Below are 12,597 nucleotides of genomic sequence, written 5' to 3'. Positions count from 1 at the left end.
TTTTTAGATCTTATTCAAGAGGGTAACATTGGTTTGATGAAGGCGGTTGATAAATTTGAGTACCGTCGTGGCTACAAGTTTTCGACTTACGCTACCTGGTGGATACGTCAGGCGATTACACGTTCGATTGCCGACCAAGCGCGTACGATCCGTATTCCAGTGCACATGATTGAGACGATTAATAAGCTTAATCGTATCTCGCGTCAGATGTTGCAAGAGATGGGGCGTGAGCCTTTACCAGAAGAGCTGGCTGAACGCATGGCGATGCCAGAAGATAAAATTCGTAAGGTTCTTAAGATTGCGAAAGAGCCCATCTCGATGGAAACCCCAATTGGTGATGATGAAGCTTCGCACTTGGGCGACTTTATTGAGGATAATACCCTTGATTTGCCGATTGACTCAGCGACCTCAGAGAGCTTGCGTAACTCAGTACGCGATGTACTTGGTGGCTTGACCGCGCGTGAGGCAAAAGTATTGCGTATGCGTTTCGGCATTGATATGAATACCGACCACACATTGGAAGAAGTGGGCAAACAATTTGATGTAACGCGTGAGCGTATACGTCAGATTGAAGCAAAGGCATTGCGTAAGTTGCGTCATCCAAGCCGTTCAGAGCAACTTAAATCGTTTTTGGATGAGTAACCGTATGTAATCACTCAGGCTCGATTTGAGTGACTCTGTTACTAAGAAAGGAGGCAGTATGGGAATTAATCGTGAACATTGGCCAAAACGGATTATAGACTCGCATCTTCATATTTATGATGAAGCGTTTCCGTTGATTGAAAACCAAGGTCACATCCCAAAGCCTTTTTACATTGACGACTATAACCGCCTTGTAACGGGTATGCCTGTTGAGGGCGGCGTCATTGTTTCAGGTTCCTTTCAGGGATTCGAGCAGCGTTATTTGAAAGCCGCGCTCGGAAACCTGGGTGATAATTATGTGGGTATTACCCAATTACCGGGTAGTGTCAGCGATGAAAAAATTCAGCAACTTAATGAACACCGGATTCGCGGCGTTCGCGTCAACCTAAAGCGCGGCGTTCACCGTGATATTGAAGGTATCGTCGAATTCGGTCGTCGTATTTGGGATTTAGCCGGATGGCATTTAGAGATTTATGTCGATAGCCGCGAGCTCGATGACATGGTGCCAACGTTATTGAAACTGCCAAAGTTGAGCGTCGATCATTTGGGTATGGCAAAATCAGGCTTATCTCAAGTTCGCCGATTAGCTGAAGGCGGTGTTAATATTAAAGCGAGTGGCTTCGGGCGTACGGAAGTGAACATTACTGAAGCTATCAAAACCCTGTATAAGACGAACCCAGACTGCCTGATGTTTGGTACAGACTTACCAGGGACGCGCAGTAACCGTGGGTTCGAACCAAGTGATATCGATACCATTGTCGAAGCACTTGATGATTCTGAAGCAACCGATAAAGTATTCTATCAAAACGCCAAAGAGTTCTATAAACTACCCTAAGGTGTTTTAATTTTTAGATAAGGTGGCGCGTGTATTCGCTCTCCTCAATAAGTAACCAGAATCGATTGATGGCGATGATTATCATCGCCATCGCTATTTTCGGTATTGGTCTAACATTTTGGTATTCGCCGGCGCAGCTGATTAATCGTTCTTCGGAAGGTTTAACCGCCAGTTGTGACCACGTGATCACTGAGGTTGCGCAACTTTATCCCTCGGGCGCAGAGCCCCACTATCAAGTCAATAATCCCGACTTACTTCAACAGGTCATGTACCGAGAGACCGGCAAAATACAGGGTGTTGAAGGCGGTTACTGGCACGTAGCCAGTGAGTTCTTTGGTTATGCCTTTCCTACTTATGTCGGCTCTAGTATTAAAACGGATGTACCACAATCCGAAATGGCTCTACTCAGCGCACTGTCCCGGCAAGCGGTTGATGAATCGAATACATTGACGTCTGTGCGGCAGTCCGAAGATGCAGCAGTGATTACCGTCGCGTGTCCCATTAACACTCATCGTGGTTTAGCCGCTTGGTTAATGAAGCGTACTTCATTGCTACCGAACACTTTGGTTTGGTTATCGTTTGGTATCTTTGGTGTGCTTGCCGTGCTGGGAACGATGCTGTTGGTGTTCAACCGGAACTTTGAGAAAGGTTGGCTGACAGAGCGTGAGAAGTTAACTGAGCAGCTGAACGATGAAACTGCACCTGTTCCCACTACAACGGTTATCAATGACGTCCAGCCATTTCTGTTGCTGCTATATCAGGCACGTCAAAAGCGACATAATGCCGAACGAGCGATCAACTCACTCGAAGCGAAGCTGGGCCAAATAAATGAGCTGTCTGTTGTTGGACGCGCTGCGCTGGCATTCGCGGAAGAACTCCGTGGTCGTATTGAGCAATTACAACGCGATGTCACTGCGGTTGTGACGGATACGTCGACGCTTCAATTTGAGAAGCTACAGCGCGAACTCGACGCGGCTGAGTATCTTTGCCAAGCACTTGCGCAGATTGATGTGCGCCATAAAAAGCAGGGGCCTGTCGCAGAAGTTCATATGAACCGGTGGACGCGCGCTTTAGCCGATTTTCATCAACAACGACACGCGAACGATAGGCAGACCATAGCGGCGGTGTGCGATGGTGATATCACGATAAGTACAAACCCGCTCCTGCTGCGCTTTACACTCGATATTCTTATTCTTCACTCGTTGAAATTCGGGCCACAAGAAGGGGAAATATTTATTCGCGCGGCTAAGCAGGATGACCACATGATTCTAGAAATGGTCGACGAAAACCCTAGTGTGAAGCGTAACGTCGAACAAAACCTATTTAGGTTTGACGATGTTATGCCGGAGCAATACGGTGATGGATTACGTCTAGTTAAAGATCTTGTCAGCAGCTTGAAGGGGTCGATTGAATTTCAATCAAACGGCGAAATCTCTCGATTTATCTTAAAGATACCGATGACAAGCTAGCAAAAAGTTCGTATAATTTGCGCCGCTTTCTAAGCAACTCTCTTCTAAAATGGCCCCTTAGCTCAGTGGTTAGAGCACCCGACTCATAATCGGTTGGTCCGCAGTTCAAATCTGCGAGGGGCCACCATTTATCTATAAGTCAGTTCTTGTGTTTATGGCTATGTGAGATCTAATCCGTCACGCCGCTACTTGGTCCATTTGCTCACCGCCAATCTCCTATGGCATCCTAAATATCCACGCCACTTCAGTGATGGGAGGCGAGTTATGGGATTTCGTCTACATGCACCTATGCGGTTGGCCTTTCCAGGCAAGTGGGTCGCACGCAGCACGCTGTTGGTTGCGTTTGCTGCGATATGCTGGGGGATTTCAGGTGGCATGGGTGCCATATTGCTCAAGGAGGGCTGGAGTGCGACGACGGTTGCGCTATGTCGTGGCATATTCGGGTTTGCTTTTGTCGGTGTGTGGTTGATTTTTGCGCGGCGTGATATCGGGCGTTTAAATCGGACGTTCTGGTTTTGGTCGATTGTTGCCGGGTTAGGTGTCGCGGGTAACTTCTCGTTTTATTTCATGAGCATTGCCGAAGGTAGTGTTACAGTTGCTGCAACACTGATGTATTGTGCACCGGTGTTTATTTTCCTAATTTCTTTCCTGCTCGGACTTGAAACACCCTCTTGGTCTAAAGGATTAGCTATCTTATTTGTCGTTGTGGGTATTGTGTTGCTGACCGAAGCTTACGCGCTCAATATGGGAAAGGTGAGTGGGGTAGCCGTGATCATGGGGTTACTATCCGGTGCGTCTTACACTGTGTTTGTCTTTGGCTTCAAATATGCCACGCCTCATGGTAGCCCGCAGGCGGTGCTGACGGTTGCTTTTGCTGTACTATCTCTGGTTTTAGCTTTGCTGATCGATTTTGCTGAGATAAAGCAGGTCGCTTCGCCATTGTCTTTATCGCTATTATTAGCTATTGGGATTTTGGGAGGCGGAGTCTCGTTCATTTGTTATGTTGTCGGTCTTAACTATACCGCGCCGGGTAGCGCTTCGATTTTAGCGATGGCCGAGCCCATCACAGCCTCGTTATTTGGCGTTTTATTTTTGGGCGAAATGTTAGCTTGGGTTCAAGTGCTTGGCGTCGCACTGATATTAAGTTCTGTCACTGTGCTGAGCATCGAGTCGAGTCGCAGACGATCCGTTGTACAGTGATAACAGCGACTCGATGACCCAACCGCTGTTATCAACAATATTAGTCGTTTACACCCAGTGCGCCACCACGGCCGAGGCCTCCCGCAATATCTTGCGCACGGTAACTTTTTAATGCTTTGACCATATTGTTATACGAGTCCATGAATGCGGCTGAAATAACCTTTCCTTCAGGTGTATCGGTATAGCCACCAACACCTGCGAGCAGGCCTGAGAAAACGCCACCAAAGGCACTGAAGTCCCAATTCTTAGCGTTACCTGCTGCTGCCGATACTTGTACACCAGAGCGGTTATCAACCAGCAGCAATGTGGTCGCTGCTTCATTACTCGAGAGCCCTCCGGCAACTACGCCAACCCAACCGCCCAATAAGCCACCTACATTTTGTGTCCCACTCTCGGAGAATTGAATGGAGGGGCTGACCGTGTAGTCTGCGGCAACCAGTTGACCTTTGCCAAAGTTACTTTGCTGGCGTAGTTCGCCGCTTTCCATGAGGGCGCGTTCGGTCTGAAGTGCTTGCATTGCTTTTCCTCGTTCAACGATAACGAAGCAATTTGACTGTTGAATCATGACACGTATGAGCGGTACGGTTGTGCCCAGCTTGGGATACATGCGGCGATAGTCATACCACCAATTTTCGTTTGTGTCTTCGTAAATAGAGAGTGTTCCTAGCGGTGCTTCACAGCGCTCGAGCGCTTTGTTTTCACCCTGGCTTTGCGCTCCGCCGGCAGCTCCCGTAATGGTGTTTCCAGAACTGCCGCCTAAACTGGGATTGGTACTGACACACGCGGTTAAAGACACGCTAAAAATGCAAGCAATAAGAGATTGATTAAGTTGATTTTTCATGACCTGACGACTGTTGTGATAATTGACAGGTTAATTTTGGTAATTAAGGAAAAAGGTACAACTCGAGTAGGATGACTTTGAAGTCAGAAATCACGGAAGAATGGGTATACTATGAGGTATATTAGGGCTCAGTGAGATTGACTGAGCCCGACAATGTGCTACTTAAAATGAGTAGCGCACAGACAGACCAAGGGTGTCGAAAGCGTCGAATGAGTCAGCTTGAAGAGCCACTGAGAGTCTATCGGTTGCGTAGAAACGTGTTGTTATGCGCATGGTATCCTGTGTGTTGTCGAATACGTCGGCCATACCGATATTGAAATCGACCTCGAACCAACTGGTTATGCGAGCGCGCGCACCTATGGCTGCGTGCCAACCAGTATCGTCATTGTCAAAACTGTTTTGCGGCATTGTCAGTTCAGATTTATAGTTTGCTACACCGGCTTTGGCATATACATCAAGCATGTTGTATTGGAGTACTTTATAGCCAACGTCAGCAAAAAGTAGCTTGTTGTTCAAGTCTACATTGCCCTCGCCGTCATTTTCCAAGCTGCGATAGTCGGCACTGATAAAAAATCGATCGGTCAGTGATTTTTCGAATTCTAGTAGATAACCATCGTTATAACTTGACTCGTGAGCGTAGCCAGCGCCAATAAAGTCATAATTAGGCTTTTCATCGGCATTCTGTGCAAGCGCAACGTTAGAAAAAAGCACCATCGAAGCAAGTGCGGAAGAAGCTAAAAGTTGTTTCATTATGAACATCCTGTTGGGTAGATTTTAAATTGTTATACCTCATGTCATATTAAAATGTAAATGAATAATGGCTAATAAATGTAACATTTAATTGCAATCAACAAAAAAGCCGGCTTAATGAAGCCGGCTCGGTTGACAGTTGAGACCACCTAGCGTGTTGTAGCAACGCGCGCTCGAGCAGCATGCAGTTTTTTATAACTTTCAATCAAGCGCAAGTGACGATCGAGCCCGGTTAAATTCATGTCGGTGGGTGTCAAACCATGAAAACGCACATTTCCATCGACGGAACCTTCGACTGCATCCATGGTTTTATCGCCGAACATGCGGCGGAAGTTATAAATAAAGTCGCTACGCTCGAGTTCTTCGTCGAGTTCGACCTCAAGTAGGGCTTCCACGGCGCGATAGAATAAAACGCGTTCAACGGTGTTGTCGTTGTATTGTAGGAACATTTCCACATGCTCTAAAGCGAGCGCATGTTCGCCTAAAGCAAGGTAGATAAGCAATTTAAGCTCTAGGATCGTGAGCTGACCCCACACAGTATTTTCATCAAACTCAATACCGATCAGCGTGATGATGTCCATGTAATTATCAAGCTGGCTTTCTTCTAAACGGTCGACTAAATCGGCAAGGGCATCATCACCGAGACGGTGAAGGTTTAAAATATCTTCGCGGAACTGCAGTGCCACGTTGGTGTTATCCCAGATCAAATCTTCTACAGGATACACTTCTGAATAACCCGGCACGAGGATACGACATGCCGGTGCACCCAGTTCGTCATAAACGGCGACATAGGCTTCTTTGCCTAAATCAGAAAGAATCCCAAACAGGGTGTTCACTTCCTCATGATTTGAGCCGGAAAAGTCCCAGTCGACGAATTCATATTCTGAACGTGCGCTGAAGAAACGCCACGACACCACACCTGATGAGTCGATAAAGTGTTCAACGAAGTTGTTAGGTTCGGTGACAGCCATTTGATTAAAAGTTGGCGCAGGTAAGTCGTTTAATCCTTCAAAGCTACGACCTTGTAAAAGCTCGGTGAGACTGCGCTCAAGGGCAATTTCTAAGTTGGGGTGCGCGCCAAATGAGGCAAACACACCACCGGTGCGAGGGTTCATCAGAGTGACACAGGCTACAGGAAATTGACCGCCTAGCGAGGCGTCTTTTACTAATACGGGATAGCCTTGCTCTTCTAGCCCCTTGATGCCCTCAACAAGTTTGGGAAAGCGCTCAAGAACGGTGTCCGGTACGTCAGGCAATGCAATTTCATTTTCGATAATTTCGCGTTTGACGGCACGTTCGAATATTTCCGATAGGCATTGAACAACCGCTTCGTCGAGCGTATTACCGGCGCTCATGCCGTTACTTAAGTACAGGTTTTCGATTAAGTTAGAAGGGAAGTACACCGTCTCACCATCCGAATGGCGCTTAAACGGGAGCGCACAGATACCGCGCTCGATGTTACCGGAGTTGGTGTCGATTAAATTGGAGCCAGCTAACTCGTTTTCAGGGTCATAAATAGCACGTGTATAGTCGTCTAAAATGCCGCTAGGTAGGCTGTCGTCGTCGGTGAGCTCAAACCACCGTTCGTTGGGGTAGTGAACAAACTCGCTTTGCGCAATCTCTTCACCAAAATACTGGTCGTTATAAAAGAAGTTGCAGTTGAGGCGTTCAATGAACTCACCTAACGCAGAGCATAAGGCCGCTTCTTTTGTCGCACCTTTGCCATTAGTAAAGCACATCGGTGATGCAGCATCACGTACATGCAGAGACCACACGTTAGGCACGATATTACGCCAAGAAGCGATCTCGATTTTCATACCCAAGTCAGCCAGTATTTGAGTCATGTTGGCGATGGTTTGCTCTAGGGGTAAATCTTTGCCTTTGATAAAAGTCGTATGCTCGCCGTTAGGCGCCCCCATTAAGAGTGCTTGAGCGCTATCGTCGAGGTTGTCGACGGCCTCAATCTGAAAATCAGGTTCAGTTTGAACCACACGTTTGACAGTACAACGCTCGACGGCTCTGAGAATACCTTGGCGGTCTTTGTCCGAAATATCCTCTGGGAGTTCGACCTGAATTTTAAAGATCTGGTTATAGCGGTCTTCGGGATCGACGATATTGTTTTGCGATAAACGAATATTCTCCGTCGGAATATCGCGCGCATTACAATACAAGCGAATGAAGTATGCGGCGCATAAGGCTGATGATGCGAGAAAGTAGTCGAATGGGCTAGGCGCAGAGCCGTCGCCTTTATAACGAATAGGCTGATCGGCAATAACAGTGAAATCGTCAAACTTAGCTTCGAGTTTGAGATTTTCTAAAAAATTAACTTTGATTTCCATAGCGCTTCGACCTGATTGGCTTAAGTGATAAAACAAAGCCGCCATTATCGCGTTTTTTATTTCCTACGTCATGGTGAAAGTCATGAAATTTTCAGATATTTCCTAATGCACGGCGCTAGCGAATGCGATACACTGATAACAAAATAATTACAATAATTTCTGATAATAAACGCGAGACAAAATATGAGTAAAAAAGCACTTTTGGGTGGCGCAGTTATCGTTGCGGCCGCATTTGCTGTGAGCCCATACTTTACAGGAAGCGCACTAGAAACGAACTTTAAGAAGCAAGTCGCTGCGCTCGATGCGCAACCTGCTTACGCTGCTGAAGTTGTTAGTTACGAAAAAGGGTACTTTACTTCATCAGCGGTGGTGCGTGTAACCATCGATCTAGCGAGTATGGCTGCTGACAATGATGAATTGCCAGAAACCATTGAAGCAGAGCTCGATTTCTCGGCACAGCATGGCTTGTTGTTGACTCAATACAGCCCAGGTGTTGGTCTGGCGGCGTGGAAACTGAGCCTTGATGGCAACGATTTACAGGAATACGTTGAGTGGGAAGACGGTACACCAATTTATCAAATGACGGGCTCAGTCGGGCTATTCGGTGGAGCTGATTATCATGACTGGATGCCAGAACTGACTGCTGCCGAAAACGCAGACGGTGTAGCATTCAATTTCTCTGGTTATGAAGGGCACGGAACAGTTGAGCAAGAGCGAGTGGTTTATACAGGTGGCTTTAAGGATATGACGCTCTCTGTTGGTGACCAAGCACGGTTTAAAATGTCAGACCTCAATTTACAGGTTGATGCGCAAGCGTCATTAGCGAGCCTTTTGGCCGGAAGCGTTTATGGTGGTGATTCATCTTTCTCGATTAAAGAGGTTTCTTTTGAAGATGTTGAAATGACTCAACCGTTGATTTTGAGTAACTACCAGCTAACCAGTACATCAACTATTGATGAAGAGCAAAATACGGCGAGTATCGTAATTAAGCAGGGACTCGAGTCTGTTTCCTCTGAGTCGTTTACTGCAAATGACCTCGTGTTCAATATGTCGATGGATGATCTTGATATCAGTGTGCTTGAAGCATTTCAACAGTTTGCTTCAGCGCAAGATGGAACGGACCCTGCTAAATTACTCGAACAACAAAGTGAATTTTTTATTCAGCAGCTACCTAAAATTATCGACGACAATCCGAGCTTTAAGATCGACCAGCTGAGCGCTTCCCTTGAACAGGGCGACATGAACGCTGATATGTTTATGCAGCTTGCTGATATCGAGCAATTGCCCGATCCGATTGATGACCAAGCGTTCTGGTTCTCACATGTAAATAGTGAAGCCAATATGCGTATCGAAAAGCCTGTTGCGTTATGGTTAGCGCAAAAGCAAATCCTTATGCAGTTACGGACACAGTTGCCACCGGCACAGCAGGATCCTGTACAAATGCAGCAGATTGCTGAGCAGCAAGCACCTTTGGTTATCTCTACCTTTATGCAACAAGGTTTCTTGACAGAACAAGAAGACGCTTATGTGACAAAGGTTACGCTTAAGGACGGCAAGTTTGTTTTAAATGGAACTGAGCTGCCTGTTTTACAAGCGTTGCAACAGCAGTAAAAAGGATAAGGGAGTCTATTGCGGATCATCACTTCTTTTTAGATTTGCGTGGCATTTAATTAAATTGTCATAAATCCGAAACGAAGTTGTCACCGTAGGTATTGATAATTGCAGTCGTTTTCTGGTGAACACCAGATAACAGATTTATACTCCCTGGATATATTTTGCCCCGAGCTTTTACTCGGGGCTTTTTCTTTTCTAGCCAATTTTATCTTGTGTTTTAGTTTCAAAATCTTCAGCGCTGTGGCGTTCATGCAGCTGCTCTTCTGGTTCGCCCCAGGTTTTATTGACCATACGACCGCGTTTAACTGCAGGGCGTTGTGATAGCTGTTCTGCCCAGCGCTGCACGTTTTTATAGGTGTGCGCTTGAATAAACTCAGCAGCCTCATAGACTTCGTTGCGAACCAACGCACCGTACCACGGAAATATGGCCATATCTGCGATGCTGTATTCGTCCCCTGCAACAAACTCATGATTGGCAAGTTGCTTATCGAGCACATCTAATTGACGTTTGATCTCCATGGTAAAGCGGTTGATTGGGTACTCTAACTTCTCGTCAGCATAAGCATAAAAATGACCAAAGCCTCCGCCTAGCAAAGGCGCGCTGCCCATTTGCCAGAACAGCCAGTTTAGACATTCAGTACGTGCAGCGGGCGTGGTTGGCAGAAAGTGACCAAATTTTTCCGCAAGATACAGCAGAATAGAGCCAGACTCGAACACGCGTGTGCCCGGTTCGGTACTGTTATCCAGCAGAGCGGGTATTTTTGAGTTTGGGTTAACTTCAACAAATCCGCTCGAGAACTGCTCTCCCTCTAATATGTTAATAAGATAGGCATCGTAATCGGCTTCTTTAACGCCGGCCTCAAGGAGTTCTTCAAGTAGGATAGTTACTTTTTGTCCATTGGGTGTTGCCAGGGAATAGAGTTGAAGATCATGTTCCCCTTTGGGCAGTGGCTGCTCGTGAGTCGCACCAGAAACTGGGCGGTTAATGTTGGCGAATTTACCACCGTTACCGGGTTCCCACTCCCATACTTTGGGTGGGACGTAAGCATTATTCGACATAAAAGTTCCTCTATTGGTTGGGTACAACGCGTCTAAAAGATACCAAAGTTAGCTCAGCTTGGATTTGCCTCGGCGAGGAATTTTTTAGGGTAGGGTGTAAAATAATCAGGGCGCTGGCGCGCCCTGAACACGTTATAGAGGCAGTACTTCGATGACGGCTGAATAGTTACCTAATCTCACCATCGCTGGCGCTTTTGCGCGATCGTCTTTATATTCAACTTCGATAAAGTACATGCCGGGTGCATCGAAGCTCACTTCAAAAACGCCTTCCGCGTTTGTGGTAAAGCGCATCGGCTCACTATTGTCACGATATTTCTCGCCTTGTCGTACAAGGGTCACCTGTGCATCTTGAGCCGGTTCGCCATCGAATAAGAAACCCAGTGATACTGGTTCCCCGGTATAGAGATCGTTGGGGTGGGTTTTGCCATTAAGTTCAAGCCCGTTACCACTCGGTCCAATGACCTCTTGACTGGGCGCACCTGCGGTAACAAATACCTCAACGCGACGAGCACTATCAAAGACTTTTAAATCTTTTGCATTTTTAGGGACATGTTGTTGAAAGCCCTCAATTGTGCCTATTTCGCCACGCCCCGGCCAACGCTGACGGTTACCTTGTTCATCCTGCCAGCTTGCTTGCAGACTACGGCTATTCATACTGACTTCATAGGTACCCGGTTGCGTAAGCTGAAGGTCAAAAACACTTCGGTATTTTAGTTTCGCTTGATTTTGCAACGTAATAGGCTGACCGTCTGGATTGTAAGCCGTCAGGCGATCTAAAGGCATCGCAAAATGATCAGGGTTAAAAATGCCGTTAGCGATAGCGGCATCAAAAGTGACCCATTCATCTTGACCGGATACTGTGGTCGTGTTCGGTTTTATCCATAAGCGATGGGCGCTGACCGAAAGGCTCGCGGTTAGTAACACGCCCATAAGCAATAGCTGTGTGGTTTTATGTTTAATCATTTTAAGGCTCCAGAGTAAGTTTTACAGTACCGAGCTCACTATTACCTTGCTCGGTGTGTTGCAGTGATGTGTTTAATGGCCATTGGAAGTCAAATTGCAGTACCTCGCGTCCACCGAGTTCACGCGCTGCTTCGATATACAAGGTGTAAGATTGCGAAGGGCGTTGGCTGATAATCTGAGTCAGTGGCTTGAGGTCGATTCGATGTGAACCCGGTTGTCGGGTTGCGCCAGAGACCCCATCGACTGGCATACTCAAAAAGCGGCCGCTGCGGCGCCACCATAAGCGCATATCTTTAAGCCACTTTTCACCTTCTTTGTCGGCAAGTTGGGTGTCGTACCAGATAGCGACGTCAGTGACTTTCTTGCGCTCACTGTCCATCAGCCACACCGCGAGATAAGGTGGGTGATATTCAGCGACTGCAAGACGCGGTAACTCAACCTTAAGTTCATTGGCGGAACCATGGTTTGGAATCAAAAGTAATACAGGTATGAGTAGACCTGCGGCAACCAGAGGCCAGGTAGTTTTACGACCCTTCGCGTATTTTTTTAAAAGCAACAAGCCGGTTACTGAGAATAAAATGGCAGCGAGCGCGAATACATCGATAAAAAGCGTCCATATAAAGTGGGTATTGCGGCCTTTGTGCAAATCGTTGAGATAAGCAATCCAACCACGGTCCGTGGTTTCTTGATAAAAGGTATGTAACTCGCGATCGACTGAAAACCAGCGGTCACCCCCCGCACGCGGTAACGATACGTACATTTCGAACTCGCTCCATTGAATGTTGAGTGTTTTAGGTAATGGGTTATCTGTGGTGCTTTGATACCATTGACGAAACGCCTGACTAATCGGTCGCTCGGCATTTAAACCCGCCATAATGGCGGGGA

Annotated in this window: 11 protein-coding genes and 1 tRNA gene; 6 read left to right on the top strand and 6 right to left on the bottom strand. The window is 46.9% G+C overall.

Annotated elements, in window-relative coordinates; all coding sequences use genetic code 11:
• The 5 genes from B2X00_RS07965 to B2X00_RS07945 all read left to right on the top strand — a co-directional run.
• Nucleotides 1-642, top strand: a 642-nt coding sequence (locus tag B2X00_RS07965; RefSeq protein WP_290487023.1) for a sigma-70 family RNA polymerase sigma factor, incomplete at its 5' end; no start/stop codon positions are given.
• Between the two features lie 58 nt (nucleotides 643-700).
• Entirely contained in the window at nucleotides 701-1,477 is a 777-nt protein-coding gene (locus tag B2X00_RS07960; protein WP_071464204.1) for an amidohydrolase family protein, read from the top strand.
• 68 nt (nucleotides 1,478-1,545) lie between these two features.
• Nucleotides 1,546-2,946, top strand: a complete 1,401-nt coding sequence (locus B2X00_RS07955; protein ID WP_290487021.1) for a sensor histidine kinase — start codon at nucleotides 1,546-1,548, stop codon at nucleotides 2,944-2,946.
• A gap of 51 nt (nucleotides 2,947-2,997) precedes the next feature.
• A tRNA-Ile gene (locus tag B2X00_RS07950) sits at nucleotides 2,998-3,073 on the top strand.
• Between the two features lie 137 nt (nucleotides 3,074-3,210).
• Entirely contained in the window at nucleotides 3,211-4,146 is a 936-nt protein-coding gene (locus tag B2X00_RS07945) for a DMT family transporter (protein WP_290487019.1), read from the top strand.
• 40 nt (nucleotides 4,147-4,186) lie between these two features.
• Here B2X00_RS07945 and B2X00_RS07940 read toward each other — a convergent pair whose 3' ends face one another.
• The 3 genes from B2X00_RS07940 to B2X00_RS07930 all read right to left on the bottom strand — a co-directional run bounded on the left by B2X00_RS07940 (nucleotide 4,187) and on the right by B2X00_RS07930 (nucleotide 8,076).
• Nucleotides 4,187-4,987: a CsgG/HfaB family protein gene (locus B2X00_RS07940; RefSeq protein WP_290487017.1), complete on the bottom strand. Its 801-nt coding sequence runs from the start codon at nucleotides 4,985-4,987 to the stop codon at nucleotides 4,187-4,189.
• Nucleotides 4,988-5,149: 162 nt separating this feature from the next.
• Nucleotides 5,150-5,737, bottom strand: coding sequence for a porin family protein (locus B2X00_RS07935; protein WP_290487015.1), 588 nt, complete (start codon nucleotides 5,735-5,737; stop codon nucleotides 5,150-5,152).
• Between the two features lie 149 nt (nucleotides 5,738-5,886).
• Entirely contained in the window at nucleotides 5,887-8,076 is a 2,190-nt protein-coding gene (locus B2X00_RS07930; RefSeq protein WP_290487013.1) for an OsmC domain/YcaO domain-containing protein, read from the bottom strand.
• Between the two features lie 183 nt (nucleotides 8,077-8,259).
• Between B2X00_RS07930 and B2X00_RS07925 the strand changes: the two genes are divergently transcribed.
• The gene (locus B2X00_RS07925; protein WP_290487012.1) at nucleotides 8,260-9,687 is read left to right on the top strand and encodes a DUF945 family protein; all 1,428 of its coding nucleotides are present in this window, start codon (nucleotides 8,260-8,262) and stop codon (nucleotides 9,685-9,687) included.
• Nucleotides 9,688-9,885: 198 nt separating this feature from the next.
• Here the strand turns inward: B2X00_RS07925 and yghU are convergent, their stop codons facing one another.
• The 3 genes from yghU to B2X00_RS07910 all read right to left on the bottom strand — a co-directional run.
• Nucleotides 9,886-10,749, bottom strand: coding sequence for a glutathione-dependent disulfide-bond oxidoreductase (yghU, locus tag B2X00_RS07920; RefSeq protein ID WP_290487010.1), 864 nt, complete (start codon nucleotides 10,747-10,749; stop codon nucleotides 9,886-9,888).
• A 132-nt stretch (nucleotides 10,750-10,881) separates the two neighbouring features.
• Nucleotides 10,882-11,712 carry a DUF4198 domain-containing protein gene (locus B2X00_RS07915; RefSeq protein ID WP_290487008.1) on the bottom strand — a complete coding sequence of 277 codons (831 nt, stop codon included), beginning with the start codon at nucleotides 11,710-11,712 and terminating at the stop codon, nucleotides 10,882-10,884.
• A 1-nt stretch (nucleotide 11,713) separates the two neighbouring features.
• The coding region (locus B2X00_RS07910) for a PepSY-associated TM helix domain-containing protein (protein WP_290487006.1) at nucleotides 11,714-12,597 on the bottom strand (884 nt) is incomplete at its 5' end.

It is taken from the genome of Idiomarina sp. UBA3162 (assembly GCF_002364475.1).
Classification (GTDB): Bacteria; Pseudomonadota; Gammaproteobacteria; order Enterobacterales; family Alteromonadaceae; genus Idiomarina.
The sequence above is the reverse complement of the archived record's forward strand: the minus strand, read 5'-3'. Positions and strand labels throughout refer to the sequence as shown.

Coding starts and splice junctions, on each gene's coding strand:
- B2X00_RS07960 (WP_071464204.1), top strand. CDS start 701: ATGGGAATTAATCGTGAACATTGGCCAAAACGGATTATAGACTCGCAT.
- B2X00_RS07955 (WP_290487021.1), top strand. CDS start 1,546: ATGGCGATGATTATCATCGCCATCGCTATTTTCGGTATTGGTCTAACA.
- B2X00_RS07945 (WP_290487019.1), top strand. CDS start 3,211: ATGGGATTTCGTCTACATGCACCTATGCGGTTGGCCTTTCCAGGCAAG.
- B2X00_RS07940 (WP_290487017.1), bottom strand. CDS start 4,987: ATGAAAAATCAACTTAATCAATCTCTTATTGCTTGCATTTTTAGCGTG.
- B2X00_RS07935 (WP_290487015.1), bottom strand. CDS start 5,737: ATGAAACAACTTTTAGCTTCTTCCGCACTTGCTTCGATGGTGCTTTTT.
- B2X00_RS07930 (WP_290487013.1), bottom strand. CDS start 8,076: ATGGAAATCAAAGTTAATTTTTTAGAAAATCTCAAACTCGAAGCTAAG.
- B2X00_RS07925 (WP_290487012.1), top strand. CDS start 8,260: ATGAGTAAAAAAGCACTTTTGGGTGGCGCAGTTATCGTTGCGGCCGCA.
- yghU (WP_290487010.1), bottom strand. CDS start 10,749: ATGTCGAATAATGCTTACGTCCCACCCAAAGTATGGGAGTGGGAACCC.
- B2X00_RS07915 (WP_290487008.1), bottom strand. CDS start 11,712: ATGATTAAACATAAAACCACACAGCTATTGCTTATGGGCGTGTTACTA.